A 20,957-nucleotide genomic window follows, 5' to 3' on the forward strand; every position below is an offset into this window, starting at 1 on the left:
GTTATATAACTACGTTATTACAAATATTAGACATGTATTCTTTTGCTTTTTTGGCGTATTTAAATGGATTAGCTATTGATGGATCTTGTTCGGCTTCAACTACAATCCAACCACTATAATTTGAGTTGTATATTTTATTTAAAATGGGTTCAAAATCAATAATGCCGTCTCCTGGTACAGTGAACATACCTTTTCTTACACCTTCTAAAAAACATTGTTGTTCTTTTTCTATTGCTGCTTTTACTTCTTGTCTCACATCTTTAAAATGAATATGCTTAATTCGATCTTCATGCTTGTTAAATATTGCTAGAGGATCTTCTCCAGATACCAAAAGGTGACCAGTGTCAAATAGTAGGGAAACATTATCTTTGCTTGTTCTCTTCATTAACTCATCAATTTCTGCTGTTGTTTGTATACCTGTCCCCATATGGTGGTGATACACAATTTCCATATCTTTCTCATGAGCTAATTGTCCTAATTTTTCCAAACCGTCTATCAAGCGTATCCATTCTGCTTCAGTAAAAATCGGCTTATCTTTAAATAAGGCTTTATCTAACTTTCCTTGAATACTGTTACCTTGCTCTGACACTACGATTACTTTAGCACCAAGTGCATGTAAGAAATCTCTATGCTCAATAAATGCCTGTCTCGTTACTTCATAAGGAGCAGATGTTAAATATAAGCTAAGCCACGCACTTGCTACTGATAATCCCCGTGCCTCTAAATAATCCTTTAATACTTCGGCATCTTTCGGATATTTATTGCCTATTTCAGTACCTTCATATCCTGCTAATGCCATTTCACTAATACATTGTTCAAAGGAATTTTCGTTGCCTAATTCAGGCATATCATCATTTGTCCATGCGATTGGAGCACATGCATAACGAATGTCTCTAGTCATTTTACTCACCTCATAACTTAATTATCTGTTTAGACTCAAATGATTCTTGCATAGCAATGGCAACTTCTGTACTTTTCAAGCCATCCACACCAGTAATCGTTGATTGTTCTTTATTGTTAATTGAATTAACAAATGTATTTAATTCATTCACGAAAGCAAATCTAAATCGTTCAGGAAAATGTTCTGAAGTCGGTCTGACAACACCATTTTTGTCATAAAGTGTTACCAAGTTTTTTTCCGGTGCATTACCGATACGAATCATACCTTCAGTACCAATAATTTCCGTTTCGACATGATAACCGTGCTGCGCATTACGACCAGCTAAAAAGTAAGCAATGGTTCCATCTTCAAGTTCTGATAAACATGCTCCTGTTTCCAGCTCTTCACAATCAGATAATTCAGGTGCGGCGATGTTATTTCCTAGGGAATAAACGCTTTTAAATTCCGATCCAGTGAACCATCTTACTAAATCGATATCATGGATCGACATATCTAAAAAGATCCCACCACTGGCACTGTTTTTGGCAAATTGAATAAAGCTATCAAGACCTGCACTTGGGTCAATACCATAACAGCGCATTGCTGTAATTTTACCTAGGTCACCATTGTCTACAGCTTCTTTGGCATATAAATACGATTCATCGAAACGGCGCATAAAGCCTAATTGAAAGACTTTATCTGGATGCTTATCAATCTCAGTTACGACTTGTTTAATATGTTCTAACTCTAAACCAATGGGTTTTTCAGAGAACACATGCAAACCTTTTTCAAGTGCTTGCGTGATTTGCACGGCATGAAAACCACTCGGTGATACTATAACGACAGCATCTAATTCATCATTTCCAATCATTTCATTGTATGATTTATAACAATGTTGAACACCTAATTGATCTTTTGCATATGCGAGTTCCGCATCCACTACACTTGCAACGGCATATAATTCGGCATTTTTAACATGATTTACTATATTGGAAGCATGCACTTGCCCTAATCTACCAAGACCGACTTGTCCTATTTTTATCTTTGTCATAGTTGTACCACCTATCTTAATAATGTTTCGCTGTTTTCATTGTTTGTGCTTTTTGTGAAAATGCTTCTTTTATTGAAGGTTTGTCACTATGCTCAGAAACTCCGACATTCCAAAAGGACTCATAGCCGTCTGTCATAGTTTTAGGCAACGTTTTAATGTCAATCAACGTAGATTTAGTCTCTTGCTTAGCCTGCTCAATCGCTGTTGCTAACGACTTCGTATCATTCACCTTATAAGATTTGGCACCATAACCTTCAGCCACTTTTTGATAGTCTATATTTAGTGGTTGACCGTTATAATCTGTGAACTCTGTGCAGAAGCTTTCACTTCCATTGCCCATTTGTAAGTTGTTAATACAGCCAAAGCCACTATTATCAAATAAAATAATATTGATTTTATAGTTATACTGCAGTGCTGTTATGAGTTCGGTATGCAACATAAGGAAGCTACCATCACCGACGAGTGCATAAACTTCTTTATTAGGTTCTGCAATTTTCGCACCTACTGCCGCAGCAATTTCATAGCCCATCGTCGAATACCCATATTCCATGTTGTATGTGTTGAACGCATCTGTTTCCCATAATCGTTCTAAATCACCTGGCAAGGAACCTGCTGCGGCAACAATGATTGCATCTGGTGCAATCGTGTTATTCACTTCAATTAACGCATTTGTTTGTGGCAACTCAGTTTGTAATGCTTCCACATATTGTTTCATTTTGGCTTGATCAAACTGATCCGCAATTTCAGGTGTAAAATCGTCACTGTTAATATTGACAGTCGCCAATCTCGCACGTTCATTTGACCATTGCTGTTTAATATCAGAAACTAGGTCTGTTATATCGAATTGATAGTCATTTAATGCATCCTTGAGTTTAAGCACTGACACTTTCGCATCACCTACTACTTGTGTTGCATCTAACTTGTATGCATCCACCCTATTGATATTAATATTTATCAATTTTGCAGTGTCGAAATTAATAGCGGTCTTGGAACTCGTTGTAAAATCGGAGTACCTCGTGCCTATACCAACAATGACATCAGCCTCTTTAGCATAGATATTAGCCGCTAAATTACCTGTCACACCTAATCCACCTAAATTTAATGGATGAGAAGCCTCAATTGTTGATTTACCAGCTTGTGTTTCAGCCATAGGAATGTTGTGCGTTTCAATCAGTTGTTTGATTTCTTTTTGTGCTTCAGAATACTTAGCACCACCGCCAACGATGACTAATGGCTTTTTAGCAGTTTTCAATATGTTACTAGCAAGCTCAATCGCACGTTCAGACGGCTCTAATCTATCTACATAATGGACACGCTTTTCAAAGAAGGTTTCTGGAAAATCAAACGCTTCACCTTGCACATCTTGACTTAATGCCAATGTAACTGGTCCTGCCGTCTGTGGGTTGGTCATTACTTCAAATGCTCTAATAAGTGCTGACATAATTTGTTCTGGTCGTGTAATGCAATCAAAATATCTAGATAATGGTTTAAGCGCATCATTTGTTGTTATACCAATACTTTGGGGATTTTCTATTTGTTGTAATACTGGGTCTGGTTGACGTGTCGCAAACGTATCTCCAGGAAGAAATAGTACAGGGATATGATTGGCTGCCGCAGTACCTGCAGCTGTTACAACATTGGCAGAACCAGGACCAACAGAACTCGTCACTGCAAAAATTTTCTTTCTTAGCCTTTGTTTACTAAAGCCAATCGCAGTATGTGCCATACCTTGTTCATTTTTACCTTGAATAATTTTCAATTCCTGTTGATATTTTGATAATCCTTCACCCATACCAAGTACATTACCGTGTCCGAAGATATTCATTACACCTTCTACAAAACGTGTTTCTTCGCCATCAACATAAATATATTGTTGTGTTAAAAACTTAACGATTGCTTCTCCTGTCGTTAATCTCACCGTATTGACCATGTTTGCACCACCTTAAGATTGTTCTTTAATTAAGTCTTCGATTTTTTCTACAGTAGGCATAGCTTCTGATGAACTGTGACTACTAACTACGATTGCTGCTGATGCGGCACCATATTGCAGTGCTTCCTCCACACTTTTGCCCTTAACATATGCATAAATAAAGGCTGCGGCATATGAGTCTCCTGCACCAAATGTTTTGACAACATTTGCTTTAAAGGCTATACCTTCATATATATTTCCGGCTTTATCAAATGCAAATGAGCCTTGTACACCATGTTTGATGACTACTAAATTAGGGTTTTTAGTGAATAGCACGTTGCTAATCTCTTGGTCTGACAATGCTTGATAACGTTCAACCATGTCGAATTCATCTCTTGTACCAATAACAACATCTGCTTGTTCAGCAATTAATTCATAGTAGATTGACGTTTCTTCTGTATTTCTCCAATTATATGGACGATAATCTAATTCAAAAATCACTTTAACATCATGTTTTTTAGCAAGTGCTAGTGCTTTTAACACAGATTCTCTCGAAGGTGATTGTGCTAAAGCCGTTCCAGAAATGAGCAAATATTCCGAATTTTTGATGTATAACTCATCTACATGTTCTGGAGCTAAAAATAAGTCTGCAACTGCTTCTCTATACATTAAAATGCTAGATTCTGTAGGACTTTTAATTTCAGTAAAAGTTAAACCAATTTTATGTCCTTCTTCATCGACATGAATTTGTGATGTATCAACACCGACTTCATTAAAGTAATTTGTGACAAATCGACCATGTTGGTCATCAGAGACATTGGCAATCATGCCAACGTCTAATCCTAGCTTTGCAGCACCAATCATGATATTTGCTGGAGAACCACCCACATATTTACTAAATGTTGATGTTTCTTCCATGGGTCTATTAATTTCTTTTGCATTTAAATCGACTGCAGCACGACCTATTGCTACGATATGTTTCTTATTAGCCATTTACGAGCACCCCTTTTATTTACGATCAATAATCCATTCATGGTCTGGTTGATTATAAAATTTCCAAACCTTTTTAGGCCCTGCCATAATATTTAAATAATAGCCATCATAACCATCTGGGACAGCTACTGGATGATAGCCTTTAGGAACTATCACTACATCACTATTTTCAACTGCCATTGTTTCATCAAGTGATAAATCATCTGTATACACTCTTTGAAATACAAAACCAGTACGTGGATTCATTTCATGATAATAGGTTTCTTCTAATAATGACTCATTAGGTAAATTATCCTGGTCATGTTTATGTGGCGGATAGCTAGACCAATTACCTTGATCTGTATACACTTCTACAACTAATAATTTCTCACTCGCTTTATGTGTATCTGGTAAAATGTTGTGTACATGACGTTTGTTGGAATATTTCCCTCTATCTTCAATTGAATTTTCACTTGCAGGTATCAATTGTGTCTCTCGAACTTCATCCGCAGGTGCATAGCATAAAATGACTCTTGCATCTGTAACAGCCTCTATTGTTATATTATGCTGTTTTGAAATGTAGACACTATCTGTTGGAATTTTTTCAAATACAGAATCTCTCGTGCCGATATGTTCAAATGTATTAGTACCATCTGACACTGTAACTTTACCTGTTAAGGCTACAATGCATAATTCAAAATCTTCTGTTGCTTCCTCATAATTGCCACCGCTTTTAATATCTAGTACTTTCAAGCCGATATAATCTAGATTAATATCATTGGGTTGCAAATCGTGAATGACTTGTACATCATCACTTAATGGATGATGTACAGGTTTATTTAATAAATGAGCCATTTCTATCTTCACTCCTTAAAATTGTGGTTCTCCGTGACGTGCTGTAACAACTTTTCTGTGAGTATAAAATTCAATACTATCCTTACCATTAGCATGTAATGAACCGTAGAACGAAGATTTCCAACCTGAGAATGGGAAAATCGCCATTGGTGCAGGGACACCTAAGTTAATGCCTAACATGCCTGCATCAACATTTTCTCTAAAGTATCTGATTGATGAAGCACTATCAGTAAATAAGCAAGCACCATTGGCAAATTCAGATTGATTAGCTAAAGCAATGCCTTCTTTTAAACTATCTACTTTAACAAGCGATAATACAGGCGCAAATATTTCATCCTGCCATAACTTCATATCCGTTGTAACATCTTCGAAAATGGTTGGTTTAACGAAATATCCATCTTCATTGTTACCATCTCTACCATCCAGCACTAATTTAGCACCTTCTTTTACACCCTCATCTACATATTGTAATGTCTTCGCTTTATTTTCTTCTCTGATAACTGGACCTAAAAATACATTGTCCTCAATGCCATTACCAATGACAATATCTTTAGATGCCTGCACTAATTTTTCTTTAAATTCATCATAAACATTAGATTGTACTGCAATGACAGCTGCAGCCATACAACGTTCACCTGCTGAACCAAATGCTGCACCGATAACATCTTTAACAGCTGTATCAATATCGGCATCGTTTAAGACAATCGTATGATTTTTAGCACCTGTTAAACATTGCGCACGTTTTAAGTTCTCTGTTGCTTTTTTATACACATACGCGCCAACTGGTTTAGAACCAACGAATGACACGGCCTTAATATGTTCATTTTCACAAATGCCATTAACCACATCATGTGCGCCATGAACAACATTGAATACACCTTTAGGGAAGCCTGCAGCTTCAACTAATTCAGCTAGTTTGTTAACTAATAACGGTGTTTTTTCTGATGGTTTAATTACAAAGGTATTACCTAACGAAATCGCCATCGGGAACATCCAACATGGCACCATCATTGGGAAATTAAATGGCGTAATTCCACCAACAACCCCTACAGGATATTTATAGCTTGTACCTTCAATATTCGTTGCAATACTTGATAACGAATCACCCATCATTAATGATGGTGTACCTGCTGCAAATTCAACATTTTCAATACCACGTTGTACTTCACCTAATGCTTCAGTTGTATTTTTACCATTTTCTTTAGTAATGATTGCTGCGAGTTCATCTTTATTATCTATGAATAATTGTTGTAACTTAAATAGCAAACGCGCACGTTTCGGAACAGCAACTTCTTTCCATTCTTGAAATGCATCATGTGCTATTTGTGCCGCTTCATCTAACTCTTTACGTGTAGATACGGGTACCTTTGCAACAACTTCTTTAGTTGCAGGGTTTAATACATCCAAAGTTTCTGTACTCTCAGATGCTTTCCACTCACCATTAATATAGTTCTTTAAGATTTCTGCCATTATAAAATCCTCCAATCATTTTATGAGTAACCGCTTACAAAAATAGTCGGACAATAAGTACTTTTTGGTTAACTATTGGTTACTTGTTGAAAACATCTTATAATAACGTTAGAATAATGTCAACTTTTGAGTAACTATTTTAGTTTTAGGTTGTTTATACAACTTAAATTGGGTATATTGTAATAAATGGGGGAATCATATATGAAATCTAAACGTATTTATGAAATTGAAGCTTTCATAAAAAATAATAAAACAGCGTCAATAGAAGAGTTGGTTGAAACTTTCAATGTTTCAACTAACACCATCCGACGTGACATAAATCAACTTGTAGATATGAATGTCGTAAAAAAAGTATACGGCGGCATAGAACTTATTGAGGAAAATCATAGAACTGTGGATTATTACCAACGAAATAGTAAAAACTATAAATCCAAAAAGCATATTGGTGAGCTTGCTGCTAAAGAAATTGAAGCCTATGACATTATCTATATTGATACAGGTACTACAACGATACATATCTTAGATTATGTCGATAAAAACTTACCGTTTACGATAATAACTAACAGCTTAGATATAATGAATAAAGCATCACAGTTTGAATACGTCACATTGTTTATTATTGGTGAAAAATATAAACCGATTACGCGATCTTTTATAGGTATTAGTGCTAATATGCTATTAGAAAAATTCAACATTAGCAAAGCCTTTATGGCGGCAACAGGGATTAATGTACAAAATGGATTATCCAATTCCGAAATGGAAGAAAATTTAATTAAACAATATATTACAGGTAAGGCAAAAGAAACATATGTCTTAGCTGATTACAGTAAAATGGGGAAATCCACTTTATTAACCTACTGTCCTTTAAACAGCATTAGTAAAATGTTCACTGATAAAAACCCCCCTAATGATATTAAAGATTATTGTCACGATCAAAACATCACAGTTCACTTTTAATATTAATGCTTAAAGTTCATCAATCGTTTGTAACTATACGTTTTTACAATTAAAGAGTTTAAGTCATTTCTCAAAAAAGCTAGGGAATCAAGTACAAACACACTTGATACCTAGCTTTTTTTGATATTTACATACCATCATTACTTAACTAAAAAAGAGAAGACTTTAACAGTCTCCTCTTCACCTCTCGAAATTTTCGCCCATTTTTATCATAGTGATTTATCAATTAACAATTTAGTGATACTCAAATCTATTATTATCTGGGTCTACATTGATGAAACAATATTTTGCTATCATTAATGAATTTCAATTTGATACAAATAACCTTGTTTATCAAAATAGACATTATAATAACCATCATTTGTTTCATATCTAACAAAAGTACCTACATCACCCGGAGTATCACCTTCTGTTAAAATTGCATTACTTTCATGTGCTTGTTTAAATACTTTTTTAGAAACCGTATCTGGCTTAGTATCAAAACTTAACATTACTACTTCATCTTTTTCATTAAAATTAACGGTTGTATCATACAACTCTTTTGAATGATCAAATTCAATCAGAGCGTTTGGATCTACCTTATAACCATTGATAGCTACATTATCGTATTTTAATGCGCGGACAAAGTTATAATCTTGAGTAAACGAAGGATCATAAGTTGTATATCCCTCATAGTTATACCACGGTGTTTCCGCTTTTAAATTAGTACCACTTTCACTACTAGCACCACCTTCACCATATCCCCATTTTTGAACTTGTTCTGCTGCTTGTGCATTAGTACTACTAGTCGTAATGTATGCTATTGAAGTACCTACAATAAGCGTTGAGACAACAACAGTTGATGAAAATAACTGCATTACCTTTTTCATAGCAAATCACTCCTGTTTATAATATCTCAATTGGCAGAGTGTAATTATTCACTTTAATAGTACGCTTATTTGCTATAATTGCAAGTAAATATAAATTTTATTGATAATTGAAAACGAATTTTGTTTTTATAGCTATATTGTAAAACACATTATAAAATGTTATAGTAATGTCACTACATTACAGGAGAGGAGAATTAAAATGACAGCTTCTATGAGACTTAGACAAACTTTTTTGAATACAAAACTAAATTAATTCAAAAAAGGCTGTCCGCAATACACACTCATAGGTGACGTATGTCATTTTTTATCCTTCGCTAGGAATAATAACACTTTCAAATACAATAGCATCGCAATAATTTTATGCGACCGAAAGTGTAATGTGAATGAGACGGGAGAGGCCTGTCTCATTTTTTTTGCGTACACGTCCTTTAACATTACAAGGAGTGTATCGACATGGAACAATATACAATTAAATTTCACCAAATCAATCATAAATTGACAGATTGGCGCTCACTTAACATTGAGCAGCTTTATGCTTATCAATTTGAAAAAATAGCACTTATTGGAGGTAATGGTACGGGCAAAACCACATTACTAAATATGATTGCGCAAAAAATAACACCAGAATCAGGAACTGTTGAAACTGATGGTGTAGTTCAATATTTCGAACAACTTAACATGGACGTGGACCATGATTTTGATACCTTAGATGGTAGCTTAATGAGTGAACTCGGGATTCCTATGCATACCACTGACAGTATGAGTGGTGGAGAAAAAGCTAAATATAAATTAGCTAATGTGTTATCGAATTATAGTCCAATCTTACTTTTAGATGAACCTACGAATCATTTAGATAACTATGGTAAAGATTATCTTTATAATATTTTAAAATATTATTATGGCACGTTAATTGTAGTGAGTCATGACAGAGCGCTCATAGATCAAATCGCTGACACCATATGGGATATACAAGCAGACGGTACAATCAGAGTGTTCAAAGGGAATTATTCACAATATCAACAACAGCGCGAACAAGAACATTTAGAACAACAGCGTCAATATGACCAATATGTATGTGAGAAGCAAAGGCTATCCCAAGCAAGTAAAACTAAACGAAAACAGGCGCAACAGATGTCCCAAGCATCTTTAAAACAAAAAAACAAAAGTATCGAACCCGATCGTTTAAGTGCTTCAAAACAAAAAGGATCAGTGGAGAAAGCTGCTCAAAAACAAGCGAAACACATTGAAAAAAGAATAGAACATTTAGAAGAAGTCGAAAAACCACAAAATGAACACGGCTTCCATTTTCCACACAATAACATTTATGATATTCATAATAATTATCCAATCATTGCACAAAATCTAACATTAAGACAAGGCAATCAAACATTGTTGTCACAAGTACGTTTCCAAATACCTTATGGTAAAAATATAGCGTTCATAGGTGCTAATGGCGCAGGTAAAACAACTTTACTTGAAGCGATTTATCATCGAATGGAGGGTATTGAGTGTTCTCCAAAAATACAAATGGCCTATTATCGTCAACTTGCTTATGAAGAAATGCGTGATGTTTCTTTATTACAATATTTAATGGACGAAACTGATTCATCCGAATCATTTAGTAGAGCTATTTTAAATAATTTAGGTTTAAATGAAGCACTTGAGCGTTCTTGTAAAGTTTTGAGTGGTGGCGAACGCACTAAATTATCGTTAGCAGTGTTGTTTTCAACACAAGCGAATGTATTAATTTTAGACGAACCCACTAACTTTTTAGACATTAAAACATTAGAAGCATTAGAATTGTTTATGAATAAATACCCAGGTATCATTTTATTCACGTCACATGATAGCAGATTTGTTGAGCATGTAGCAGATCACAAATGGGAACTAACAAAACAGTCCATTTATGATGTAACTTAATTTATAATATTGGCAGTGATTTGGCCCACTTCTGCGAGAAGTGCACTAACATAAAATTACAGGCTAAGGCACATACATTTTGTATGTGCCTTTGTTTTATTTACTGACACGATATTACTACCTCCCTTAAGCATAATTAGAAATATTCAATAAGCGCTTGCTTGATATCGCGCTCTAAGGTTTATGCTTGTAATATATTCAAAGGAGGTTATATAATATGGGCAAATTTAATAGCTTAACAGACAAAGTTGTAGTTATTGCTGGTGGTGCTAAAAACCTTGGTGGCTTATTAAGTACTACGTATGCTAAAGCAGGCGCTAAAATAGTAATCCATCATCACGATGAACATTCGTTAGCCGATGCAAAAGCTACACTGTCACAAGTCGAAGATTTAGGGGGTCAAGGCACACTATTCTCTGGTGATTTAACTAAAGTTGATAATGTCCAGGCATTATTTCAACATGCTGAAAACACCTTTGGAAAAATTGACATCGCAATTAATACCGTAGGAAAAGTACTGAAAAAACCGATTGCTGAAACGACTGAAGCCGAATTTGATAGCATGTCAGACATCAACGCAAAATCAGCGTATTTCTTTATAAAATATGCTGAGAAGTCGATGAATGATAATGGTAAAATCATCACCATAGCTACCGCATTGCTAGCTGCTTATACAGGTTTCTATTCAACTTATGCTGGAGGGAAAGCACCTGTCGAGCATTATACTCGTGCAGCATCAGCAGAGTTTATGGATAGAGGGATTTCTGTTAATGCAGTAGCGCCTGGTCCAATGGACACACCTTTCTTCTATCCTCAAGAAGGTGAAGATGCTGTGGCATTCCATAAATCCCAAGCACTCCATAATCAACTGACTAATATCGAAGACATTGCACCGATTATTACTTTTTTAACTTTAGATGGTTGGTGGATCAACGGACAAACCTTATTTGCAAATGGTGGTTATACGACACGTTAGATAATTTTAAACACTAGGGAGGCCATTTTGATATGAATTACTTTTTAGCACTATATAAAGGAAATGAAACAGAGATCAAAATTATTTCAGAAGAAAGTGTGCTAGACGACAAAAACGTATCTTTATCGAACAATGATTACGTGAAATCTTTAGCTAATGAAATCATAGAACTATCTCATCAAAATAATTTATTCCACAATGATATTCAACGCATTGGCTTACAAATAGATGACCCTGAACGCATAGGTTATATCACTGTAGAAACATTAAAAGATGATATGGAATCAACATTTGGCTTTGAAGCTATCATTCATAATAACTATGACGATTTACTTTCCCAACTTATTAAATAAACACAAAGGGGTTGGGACAGAAATTAAAAAGATTTTGTCATCTCACACTGATAAAATGACTGGAATTAAAAAAGCTTAATTTGAGGCGCAATTTTAGTACTGTCATCTACTGACAATATGACACGCGGCTGGGACGAATCAATGATGTCCTAGCCTTTTTTAGGAGGAAAATTATGCGAGTAAAACAAGTAGCAGATAATTTAGGCATCAGCGAACATACCATTCGCTACTATGATAAAGCAGGACTTTTTCCATTCGTGGCGAGAAATAAAAATGGCTATAGAGACTTTTCCGAAGAAGACTTATATTGGATTGAATTTATAAAATGCATGCGTCAGACACAAATGCCTATATCAAAATTAAAAGAAATTGCCGAATTGTATCATCAAGGAAGCTCTACCAAAATGAAGCGTAGAGACATTTTTTTAAAACATCAAAAAAATTTATTAGAACAAAAAAAACTTATAGATGAAGCACTTCAAGTGTTAGATAAAAAATTCGAATTATTGGAAAGCGAATAACAGCAAAAGATTTAGGAGTGAAAAAATGAAGAAAAAAGAAGTCAGCATGACAGAATTATTTTTTGATTTAATATTTGTTTATGTTTTAGCTACTATCAATCAAACTGTTGAAGGTATTTCACATAATATAATGTCATTAGAAGAATTAGGGAAAAGTTTCATGCTTTTTCTTGTCTTTTTCTCTATATGGATCTATCGAACACTTTTAGTTAACAGGTTCTTCAATCAAAAATGGTATCAATACGTGTTTGTATTTATAGATATGTATTTAATCATTATCTTGTCTAAAGCGATAAATAGTGATTTTCAACAAACATTTTCACCATTTGTTTTAACGACTGCCTTAGTGTATCTAAGTGTATTCATACAATACTTTATTAATTATAAATTTACCGATACAGAAGTAGATTTCAAATTGGTCAAAGTTTACACAAGTGGATTATTATTAACAATTATCCTTTCTGTAATATCAATAATGTTGCCTGCACCGATTAATTTTTGGTTATTTTTCATAGGCATTCTAATTGTAGCAGTCTTTCCACTACTCTTTTATATGGTTTCATATCACAATCCTATATTTTTTAATCATTTGACTGAACGCTTAAGCTTACTCATCATTTTATTATTTGGTGAAGGTCTCGTGCTATTAATCCAAAATATTGAATTAGCCCATTTAAACAGTTTATATACATTATGTTTTGCCTTTATTTCACTGTTATTTATTATTTATGTGTATCACTATAAAGCAACTGACAAAAATACAACTAACAAAACTGGTTTCACCACAATTTATATACATTTATTATTACTCTTTTCATTAGATATGATGTTTTTAATGATTAATAAACTATTATCCCATGGCCAGTTGAATATATTTGAAATATATGGTTTCATACTGTTCTTGCTGTTATTTATCATTAGTACATTAACCAATATACGATTCCATAGAGCGCATGTGTAAATAAATTTTTGTGCTGAAACATAAAGGAAATCATAAAATTTTCATCCTAATACACGCTGTAAAATCCTTCAATTCTACTTGAAGGATTTTTTATTTTATATAATTTATAAATGCACTTATAACAAAAGAAAGTGGCAAATCAGAACTTTACTCATTTCAGACTTTTAATTAATACACTTGTATTAAAATATGTTAAACTAGGAGTATGCCAAAAATAATTAATCACGAACACAAGAAAACCGAAATCATTCAATACGCTTTCGATTCAATTGTAGAAAATGGTGTAAAAGGCTCTACCGTAAGACAAATTGCGCACATAGCGCAAATGACCCCTGGTCAGATTAGATATTATTTTCCAAATCATTCTGAGTTACTAAACGCCGTTATGTCTACCGTAGAAGTGAAAATAAGAAGGAGAATTGAAGCTATATTTACGTCCAAAAACCTTAATACCATTGATAAAGTTAAAGCAAGTTTGCTAACCGTCTTACCCTTAGATCAAGAAAGACTCGCTGATATGGAAGTTTGGATGGCTTTTCGTTATGACATTCATGAATATGGTCAAAGTACGCTAGACGATGGACTAGATCAACTATGTCATAGCATTTTGACTTTATTAAATAATGAACAGCTACTACAAACTAATTTAAATATTCATCTTACTGCAATGAAATTACATGCTTTAATTGATGGTTTAGCTCTGCATAAATTACTTAATCCAAACGACACCTCAAACGAAGATATTCAATCAATAATAGATGAAGAAATAGCGACACTCACATATAAGGGAGGAAAAACATGAACTTTATTGTCTGGCTTATCATTTTTTGTGAAGTTGCCTTTTGGGTAGTCATATTACTCGGACTAGTCACAAGATATATCTTCAAGCTCAAAAAGTTAGGTCTATTCTTTCTAGCACTCACACCTGTGATCGATTTAATACTACTTATAACAACAGCTATAGACCTCATGAATGGTGCAACAGCAGAAACGCCACACGCTATAGCTGCAGTTTATATTGCAGTATCTCTTGTTTTTGGGAAAAGCATGATAACTTGGGCAGACGATAGGTTTAGATATTATGTGATGAAACAAGGTGCCAAACCTTATAAACCTACAGGACTAGACTACGCTAAAAACTATGCCAAAAATTGGTTAAAGCATCTACTTTCTTACCTCTTAGGAACAGGTGTTTTACATTTAATTGTTTATTTAATTAATGATGCAAGTCGCACAGCAGCTTTAGACAGTGTCATTCATATTTGGACAATCGTCATTGTTATTGATTTAATTATTTGTATATCATATTTTGTGTGGCCACCCAAAAAAGAAAGTAAGTCATAATAAGTATAAAAAAGACTTCTTATCAAATAAGAAGTCTTTTTATCGTTGCAAATTAAAGTTTTCGCATATCTTTGATTATAAATGATTGGTTTCATCAATAACATTTCTTAATTCTTCAATAGCTGCCTTGGTTTTATATTCATCTATTGAAAATGAAGATACAATATTATCTATTCTTTGTTTATAATTTTTAGGCTTCACTGGGAATGTATTAATGAGTGCTACAGCTTTCTTTTCATTAATACAATAAACCTCATTTTTTGCAAAGATTACTTGATTCAAACAAGACAAGCATCGGAATAAATGGCCTATTAGATACGAAATATCATCTTTATCAAGGTTGTCCTCGATAAACATTAAGGAGAAAGAAGCTTCAAACGCAAAAAATTGAGTTATGGACTGTTTGACTTCGGGAGGATATGGATATGTTTTTGTTTTAAGCTCATGTAATGTATTTTGAGGATCTGCTAATATTTCACAAATATTTAACTCACCCATATACATCACGTTTAAAAAGCCGTGTGGGTGACCAGTTTGATAATGAATCGTTACACTACCTGCTAAACAATCGTTTATCACATCATTTACTTTATTAATATCACGGAAAATTAAATCTACATGATAACCATCCACAATTAACCAGCCACCACCGTTAATCCATTCTCCCCAATCTCCTAATGCTGTAATTAACTGTTCTTTTTGCTCGTCGTTAAGTTTACCTGCTGCTGTTTCGATATAGTCTGTATTAAACCCTTGTGTTTCATCATAATAGATACCTATATCTATATCGGAATCTGGTCTATGATTACCTTTGGCTCTAGAGCCACCTAGCACAACTCCTACCACACCTGGTAATCCACTTATTTCTGTTACTATTTTGTTAACTATATGATATACAACGCCCATTTAACTCACTCCTACATTTTTTCAAATGATGTTTTATACGAATAAACTTTATCAAATTTTACTATGTATCAAACTATTCAAGCTTTCCCTGTACTATAACACATTGACAAAAGACACATACAGCTGATGTATGTGCCTTTTGACCAATATTATACTCACTATATACCTAACTTTCAAAAGCATTCTTAGCGAGATTTTAGTTCATCGTCCGTCATCCATTTATGATTTTTGACCGTTTTACCGTCGTCTGTAGATTTGTAATCGACCATATAGACAGTAGTCTCTTTCACATCATCTACATCTGCTGTGGCGCCTTTCATGCCAGGCATATGGTCCGCTTCTAATTTGACTGTATCACCTGCGCTAAACCCATGTTCTGGTGTTTCTTTAATTTCTTCATTGACGACCCATTTATGATTATTCACTTTTTTATCACCATTTGTAGGTTTATAACTTACAACATAAGCATGTGTTTTGTAGGCGCCTTTAACTGTAGCTTCTGCACCTTTCATACCTGGCATATGGCCTGCAGTAATCGTCACTTTATCCCCTTGTTCAAACTTGCCTTTAGTCGTCGCTGTCATATCCTCTGGCGCCTTACTTTCATCATTATGGTCCTTATGGTTGTTAGTCCCTTCACTGTGTTCCTCTTTATTTGAACAAGCGGATAATACTAATGCTGATGCTAATATAAGAAAGATTACTTTTTTTATCATGTTAAAAACTCCTGTTTGTTATTTTAATTTCAATGTAAAGGCATTAATTGCAACAATAATGGTACTTAAGGACATTAATACTGCACCAACTGCTGGTGAGAGAATAAGTCCAAGAAATGCTAAAATACCGGCAGCTAATGGTACTGCAATAATATTGTATCCTGCACCCCACCATAAGTTTTGCACCATTTTGCGCATTGTATTTTTGGACAGTGACAAGAAATGAATAATATCCGCCGGGTTACTTTTAACAAGAATGATATCTCCCGAGTCGACAGCAACATCTGTACCTGCACCGATAGCTATACCAATGTCAGCTCTGATAAGACTCGGTGCATCATTGATACCATCACCGACCATCATTACTTTTTTATCATTTTGTTGGTAATCTTTTATAATACTTTCTTTATCTTCTGGCATAAGTTGCGCATGTACATCTTTAATCCCTATTTGTTGTGCAACTGCTTGCGCTACCTCTTTATTATCACCGGTCAGCATGACTGGTGTTATATTTCTTGCTAGTAAATCAGCTACCATTTGTTTTGAACTCTCTTTAATTTTGTCACCTTGAGCAATAATACCTATGACTTGCTGTTCATCAATTAAATAACTAATTGAATTCCCTTGTTGTGCTAATGACGTGAACAAGTCTCGATTATAATCGTAGTCATATTTATCAAGATATGAAACATTTGTGATTTTATACTTTTGCTGATCAACTATACCTTCTAAGCCTACACCTGAAATGTTATTCACATCTTGAGGATTAGCGTATGCAATATTTTTCTGCGTTGCGAAATCAACAATGCCAGTCGCTAAAGGATGATTAGACTGACTTTCAAGTGACGCAAACAAACTTAATATTGTGTCATCGCTCCAATCATCTTTAAAGCTTTCATAATGATTAACTGAAAAATCACCTTCTGTGAGTGTGCCTGTTTTATCCATCATTACATAGTCGATATGTTGTGCAATCTCAACCGCTTCTCTATTTTTAATAATTAAACCATTATGTGCACCTATTGACGTAGAACGTGCAGTAACTAAAGGTATAGCCAATCCTAATGCATGCGGACAAGCAATGACCAATACAGTTACTAGGCGTTCTAACGCAAAATCAATATTATTTTGCACCAACATCCACACAATAAATGCAATCACACCAATACTTACAGCAAAGTAGAACAAATAACCTGCGACCTTATCCGATAATAATTCAGCTTTAGACTTATCATTTTGTGCTTGATTCACAAGTTCCATCACTTGAGAGAGGTAACCATCTTCACCTACTGCTGTAACTTTAACTTGTATAGTACCTGATCCATTGATAGCACCACCAATAACAGCGTCATTTTGAGCTTTTTGTACTTTTTTGGATTCACCGGTAACTAAAGATTCATCTACAGATGTTTGTCCTTGAACGATAATACCATCTGATGGAATGCTTTCTCCTGCTTTCACTTCAACAATATCATCAATAACGATGTCTGAAATTTTAACTTCTTCACGTTGGTCATTATTCGTTACTTTGATAGCACTATTAGGTAACAATTCCGCCATCTTTTTCAATGCATCTCCAGCATTCCCTACAGCATTCATTTCAATCCAATGACCTAACAACATAATCAAAATTAATGTCGCTAATTCCCAGAAAAAGTCCATTGTATGACCTGTTGAACTACTAATATTATTCATGTAAAAAGCATACAAGCTATAAATATAAGCAACTGAAATACCTAAAGCCACTAATGTCATCATACCTGGTTGTTTAGCTGCTATTTCGTCTTTTCCACCAGATAAGAATGGTTTACCAGCATAAAAGAATAATATTGTAGCCAGTATCAAGACAATCCATTCAGACCCTGAAAAAGTAAACTGAAATGGCAATGTAACGCCCATCATTGGCGATAAAATGATAATAGGTATGGCAAAAATTAATGAAACGAAAAATTTAATTTTAAAATTATCATGATGGTGATGTGCATGACCACTCGCATGATCGTGGTGCGCATGTGCTTCATGATGTTGGTGATGATCATGGTGGTCATGGTTTTCGTGATGATCATGGTGCTCATGATGTTCGTGCGCTTCATGATTAGTCAAAGTAAAACCTCCTACATTTCTATTTTTATTATTACACCTATAATATACCCTGTTAGGGTATATGAAAACATCTTATATGCTCATAAGTTCATCTAATGCCCATGCATTACTTATCTAAAGTTGCTTAGTCATTATTATAAGTTTTTATCTTATTTTGAATAAGTGCGGCGAACTATTTCATTGATTTACAATAAGATTGTTTATTGTAAATCATACATACATACTTTTATTTATATAATTAAGAGGTGGAAAATAACCCAATTAAAATAGTAGTGAACAAAATAAAAAGTCAAAAAGGCTCCTCATTACAAGGAGCCTTTAAATCGTTTCTTAATCAACCTTTGTCTTAGTCATGATACATTAAGAAATTATTTCAATAAATTTATAATCATTAACGGTATAGCCATAACTATATATCTTGAGCCAGAAGTTACGCTATTTCCTCAAAAAGTTGGGCCATTGTTTCAGCACCATTGTCCGAGAAAAATATTGCCAAATTATCTTGAGATTCTTGTGCATGAACTTTCGCAATTTCAAACATTTGTTGCTCATAGCTGTTCAAAATTTCAGTAAGATCATCATACATATGGAAGGCCTTGGCTAAAAGATAAGCATCATGTAAAGCCATATTAACACCTTCACCTGCAAATGGACTCATAAGATGCGCAGCATCTCCAATAAGTGTCATATTCTTTTGGGTTTCCCAAGTCAATCCTATAGGAAGTTTGTAAATACGGCGGAATTTAACATCATCATAACTATACGCAATATATTTTTTCAGATCTGCTCCCCAATCATTAAATTCGTGCATCAATCTTTCTTTTAATTCGTCTAAAGAAAGATTACGGTATTCATCAAGAGTGTCATACATCATTTTAAAACTAATGTATGCCATAATACGTCCATCTCCATTGCGTTGACCTAATATCGCTTGATATCCACCTAATGCCATTACTTTCCCATTTTTATTAAATTTGAGAAGATCTGGATGTTCATTTTCATCAGAATTCATTTCAATCATAGAAATACCAGTATACTCAGGCATAGCATCGGTTAAATGTGGTCGAATTTTAGAAAATGCTCCATCCGCTCCAATTACTAAATCTGTAATTACTTTTACACCATTTTCAAATGTGAGTTCGGCTTGACTATTATCAAGTTGTTTCATATTTTCATATTTATAACCATATTTTATGTGTTGTGGATTGATTTGTTCAACTATAATATCGCATAACTTCCCACGATCAATTTCAGGTCTACTGCCCTCATCCTCTGCATCTTCATCGTATAGTATTTTGCCGTCTTTACGCACGATACGGGTATCTTCGCCATCGAAGCGTACATATTTACGAAATACTTCAAATATACCTGCTTGTTTCAAAGCGAGTTGTCCACTATCGTCATGAATATCTAATGACCCGCCTCTATCCTTGTGGATATTTTTGTGGCCACGTTCATAAATGGTAAAGGGTAACCCTTGGTGTTGCAATAGTAAACCAAGCATTAATCCTCCTGGTCCTCCACCAATAATTGCGATATGTTGTAGATTTTGCTTTTTCATCACTATACCTTCTTTGACATATTTTATTTTTCTTCTCTTATATTTAAGAGTTGTACTTTAGTATCCTTTATTAATTGTTGAAATTGATCATATTTATTTTCATCTTTTAGGGCACTTTGTCCTGTTACCATAAATTCTTTGAATAAATCTTGGATTTGATTTCTTAAATCATTCATTTTCTCCATATCCATATTTTTAAATGCTTCCATACGTTTTGTAAATTCATTGTGTTGGCTATGCTCTTTTAAAAATTCCGACCCTTTTGCCGTAACGGTATAGACCTTTTTAGTTCCTTCTTTTGAAACTGACACGAATTCTCGATCTTCTAACATCTGTAAAATAGGATACACACTACCTGGACTTGGTGAATAGAAACCTTTAAATCGCGCTTCTAAATCTTTAATAACTTGATAGCCATGTTTCGGTTCTTCTTCTAACAAACTCAATATGCTTAATTGTAAATTGCCTTTTTTAAAGAAACGGTTTCTTCCTTGCGCAGAGGCAAACATTTTATCAAACCCATCAAACCCACGGCCACCACCTCTATTATCTTGTTGCATTAATACATGTCTTCTATTATGAAAATGTCTATTAAACATAATAATCACCCTTCTTTTTTCGATATATCGAAAC

At 34.3% G+C, this 20,957-nt stretch carries 20 protein-coding genes; 8 read left to right on the forward strand and 12 right to left on the reverse strand.

All coding sequences use genetic code 11. The features are described 5' to 3' along the window. Window position 1 precedes the first annotated feature (1 nt). Genes iolE through KA845_RS05165 form a run of 6 tightly spaced genes read right to left on the reverse strand, consistent with a single transcriptional unit; the run spans window position 2 to window position 7,137 of the window. Window positions 2–901, reverse strand: coding sequence for a myo-inosose-2 dehydratase (iolE, locus tag KA845_RS05140; RefSeq protein WP_204172283.1), 900 nt, complete (start codon window positions 899–901; stop codon window positions 2–4). Between the two features lie 10 nt (window positions 902–911). Then, on the reverse strand, window positions 912–1,931 hold the full coding sequence (locus KA845_RS05145; protein WP_204172282.1) for a Gfo/Idh/MocA family protein: 1,020 nt from the start codon (window positions 1,929–1,931) through the stop codon (window positions 912–914). A gap of 16 nt (window positions 1,932–1,947) precedes the next feature. Continuing rightward, complete coding sequence (iolD, locus tag KA845_RS05150) at window positions 1,948–3,861, reverse strand: 3D-(3,5/4)-trihydroxycyclohexane-1,2-dione acylhydrolase (decyclizing) (RefSeq protein WP_021459539.1); 1,914 nt, start codon at window positions 3,859–3,861, stop codon at window positions 1,948–1,950. A 12-nt stretch (window positions 3,862–3,873) separates the two neighbouring features. Then, window positions 3,874–4,833, reverse strand: a complete 960-nt coding sequence (iolC, locus tag KA845_RS05155; protein ID WP_021459540.1) for a 5-dehydro-2-deoxygluconokinase — start codon at window positions 4,831–4,833, stop codon at window positions 3,874–3,876. 15 nt (window positions 4,834–4,848) lie between these two features. Further along, window positions 4,849–5,667 carry a 5-deoxy-glucuronate isomerase gene (gene iolB, locus KA845_RS05160; protein ID WP_103388307.1) on the reverse strand — a complete coding sequence of 273 codons (819 nt, stop codon included), beginning with the start codon at window positions 5,665–5,667 and terminating at the stop codon, window positions 4,849–4,851. A gap of 15 nt (window positions 5,668–5,682) precedes the next feature. Next, on the reverse strand, window positions 5,683–7,137 hold the full coding sequence (locus KA845_RS05165; protein ID WP_210127826.1) for a CoA-acylating methylmalonate-semialdehyde dehydrogenase: 1,455 nt from the start codon (window positions 7,135–7,137) through the stop codon (window positions 5,683–5,685). 201 nt (window positions 7,138–7,338) lie between these two features. Between KA845_RS05165 and KA845_RS05170 the strand changes: the two genes are divergently transcribed. After that, on the forward strand, window positions 7,339–8,094 hold the full coding sequence (locus KA845_RS05170; protein WP_021459543.1) for a DeoR/GlpR family DNA-binding transcription regulator: 756 nt from the start codon (window positions 7,339–7,341) through the stop codon (window positions 8,092–8,094). 296 nt (window positions 8,095–8,390) lie between these two features. Here the strand turns inward: KA845_RS05170 and isaB are convergent, their stop codons facing one another. After that, the gene (gene isaB / locus KA845_RS05175) at window positions 8,391–8,963 is read right to left on the reverse strand and encodes an immunodominant staphylococcal antigen IsaB family protein (RefSeq protein ID WP_210127827.1); all 573 of its coding nucleotides are present in this window, start codon (window positions 8,961–8,963) and stop codon (window positions 8,391–8,393) included. Between the two features lie 453 nt (window positions 8,964–9,416). Between isaB and KA845_RS05180 the strand changes: the two genes are divergently transcribed. From KA845_RS05180 to KA845_RS05210, 7 genes are all read left to right on the forward strand, one after another. After that, the gene (locus KA845_RS05180) at window positions 9,417–10,883 is read left to right on the forward strand and encodes an Msr family ABC-F type ribosomal protection protein (RefSeq protein WP_210127828.1); all 1,467 of its coding nucleotides are present in this window, start codon (window positions 9,417–9,419) and stop codon (window positions 10,881–10,883) included. 217 nt (window positions 10,884–11,100) lie between these two features. Further along, on the forward strand, window positions 11,101–11,859 hold the full coding sequence (locus KA845_RS05185) for an SDR family oxidoreductase (protein ID WP_002510376.1): 759 nt from the start codon (window positions 11,101–11,103) through the stop codon (window positions 11,857–11,859). A 32-nt stretch (window positions 11,860–11,891) separates the two neighbouring features. Further along, window positions 11,892–12,212 (forward strand): hypothetical protein, encoded by a 321-nt coding sequence (locus tag KA845_RS05190; RefSeq protein ID WP_002510377.1) that lies wholly within the window; start codon window positions 11,892–11,894, stop codon window positions 12,210–12,212. A gap of 173 nt (window positions 12,213–12,385) precedes the next feature. Then, the gene (locus tag KA845_RS05195; RefSeq protein WP_210127829.1) at window positions 12,386–12,733 is read left to right on the forward strand and encodes a MerR family transcriptional regulator; all 348 of its coding nucleotides are present in this window, start codon (window positions 12,386–12,388) and stop codon (window positions 12,731–12,733) included. Between the two features lie 25 nt (window positions 12,734–12,758). After that, entirely contained in the window at window positions 12,759–13,694 is a 936-nt protein-coding gene (locus KA845_RS05200; RefSeq protein WP_002510379.1) for a low temperature requirement protein A, read from the forward strand. Between the two features lie 205 nt (window positions 13,695–13,899). Then, window positions 13,900–14,496 (forward strand): TetR/AcrR family transcriptional regulator, encoded by a 597-nt coding sequence (locus KA845_RS05205; RefSeq protein WP_002510380.1) that lies wholly within the window; start codon window positions 13,900–13,902, stop codon window positions 14,494–14,496. Next, a complete protein-coding gene (locus KA845_RS05210) occupies window positions 14,493–15,038 on the forward strand; it encodes a hypothetical protein (RefSeq protein WP_002510381.1) in 546 nt (181 codons plus the stop codon). The genes KA845_RS05205 and KA845_RS05210 overlap by 4 nt, the downstream gene beginning before the upstream one ends. Window positions 15,039–15,113: 75 nt before the next feature. Here KA845_RS05210 and KA845_RS05215 read toward each other — a convergent pair whose 3' ends face one another. The 5 genes from KA845_RS05215 to KA845_RS05235 all read right to left on the reverse strand — a co-directional run bounded on the left by KA845_RS05215 (window position 15,114) and on the right by KA845_RS05235 (window position 20,923). Then, window positions 15,114–15,944 carry a nucleotidyltransferase domain-containing protein gene (locus KA845_RS05215; protein ID WP_210127830.1) on the reverse strand — a complete coding sequence of 277 codons (831 nt, stop codon included), beginning with the start codon at window positions 15,942–15,944 and terminating at the stop codon, window positions 15,114–15,116. A 185-nt stretch (window positions 15,945–16,129) separates the two neighbouring features. Then, a complete protein-coding gene (locus tag KA845_RS05220) occupies window positions 16,130–16,660 on the reverse strand; it encodes a YdhK family protein (protein WP_210127831.1) in 531 nt (176 codons plus the stop codon). 18 nt (window positions 16,661–16,678) lie between these two features. Beyond that, window positions 16,679–18,763 (reverse strand): heavy metal translocating P-type ATPase, encoded by a 2,085-nt coding sequence (locus KA845_RS05225; protein WP_210127832.1) that lies wholly within the window; start codon window positions 18,761–18,763, stop codon window positions 16,679–16,681. A 430-nt stretch (window positions 18,764–19,193) separates the two neighbouring features. Continuing rightward, entirely contained in the window at window positions 19,194–20,324 is a 1,131-nt protein-coding gene (locus tag KA845_RS05230; RefSeq protein ID WP_210127833.1) for an FAD-dependent oxidoreductase, read from the reverse strand. 23 nt (window positions 20,325–20,347) lie between these two features. Next, on the reverse strand, window positions 20,348–20,923 hold the full coding sequence (locus KA845_RS05235; RefSeq protein WP_210127834.1) for a PadR family transcriptional regulator: 576 nt from the start codon (window positions 20,921–20,923) through the stop codon (window positions 20,348–20,350). Between the last annotated feature and the right edge of the window lie 34 nt (window positions 20,924–20,957).

Source organism: Staphylococcus sp. GDX8P114P-2, assembly GCF_017892945.1.
Taxonomy (GTDB): Bacteria; Bacillota; Bacilli; order Staphylococcales; family Staphylococcaceae; genus Staphylococcus; species Staphylococcus arlettae.

Coding starts and splice junctions, on each gene's coding strand:
- KA845_RS05210 (WP_002510381.1), top strand. CDS start 14,493: ATGAACTTTATTGTCTGGCTTATCATTTTTTGTGAAGTTGCCTTTTGG.
- iolC (WP_021459540.1), bottom strand. CDS start 4,833: ATGGCTAATAAGAAACATATCGTAGCAATAGGTCGTGCTGCAGTCGAT.
- iolE (WP_204172283.1), bottom strand. CDS start 901: ATGACTAGAGACATTCGTTATGCATGTGCTCCAATCGCATGGACAAAT.
- KA845_RS05195 (WP_210127829.1), top strand. CDS start 12,386: ATGCGAGTAAAACAAGTAGCAGATAATTTAGGCATCAGCGAACATACC.
- KA845_RS05170 (WP_021459543.1), top strand. CDS start 7,339: ATGAAATCTAAACGTATTTATGAAATTGAAGCTTTCATAAAAAATAAT.
- KA845_RS05180 (WP_210127828.1), top strand. CDS start 9,417: ATGGAACAATATACAATTAAATTTCACCAAATCAATCATAAATTGACA.
- KA845_RS05165 (WP_210127826.1), bottom strand. CDS start 7,137: ATGGCAGAAATCTTAAAGAACTATATTAATGGTGAGTGGAAAGCATCT.
- KA845_RS05235 (WP_210127834.1), bottom strand. CDS start 20,923: ATGTTTAATAGACATTTTCATAATAGAAGACATGTATTAATGCAACAA.
- iolD (WP_021459539.1), bottom strand. CDS start 3,861: ATGGTCAATACGGTGAGATTAACGACAGGAGAAGCAATCGTTAAGTTT.
- KA845_RS05190 (WP_002510377.1), top strand. CDS start 11,892: ATGAATTACTTTTTAGCACTATATAAAGGAAATGAAACAGAGATCAAA.
- KA845_RS05200 (WP_002510379.1), top strand. CDS start 12,759: ATGAAGAAAAAAGAAGTCAGCATGACAGAATTATTTTTTGATTTAATA.
- KA845_RS05205 (WP_002510380.1), top strand. CDS start 13,900: ATGCCAAAAATAATTAATCACGAACACAAGAAAACCGAAATCATTCAA.
- KA845_RS05230 (WP_210127833.1), bottom strand. CDS start 20,324: ATGAAAAAGCAAAATCTACAACATATCGCAATTATTGGTGGAGGACCA.
- iolB (WP_103388307.1), bottom strand. CDS start 5,667: ATGGCTCATTTATTAAATAAACCTGTACATCATCCATTAAGTGATGAT.
- KA845_RS05185 (WP_002510376.1), top strand. CDS start 11,101: ATGGGCAAATTTAATAGCTTAACAGACAAAGTTGTAGTTATTGCTGGT.
- KA845_RS05215 (WP_210127830.1), bottom strand. CDS start 15,944: ATGGGCGTTGTATATCATATAGTTAACAAAATAGTAACAGAAATAAGT.
- KA845_RS05220 (WP_210127831.1), bottom strand. CDS start 16,660: ATGATAAAAAAAGTAATCTTTCTTATATTAGCATCAGCATTAGTATTA.
- KA845_RS05145 (WP_204172282.1), bottom strand. CDS start 1,931: ATGACAAAGATAAAAATAGGACAAGTCGGTCTTGGTAGATTAGGGCAA.
- isaB (WP_210127827.1), bottom strand. CDS start 8,963: ATGAAAAAGGTAATGCAGTTATTTTCATCAACTGTTGTTGTCTCAACG.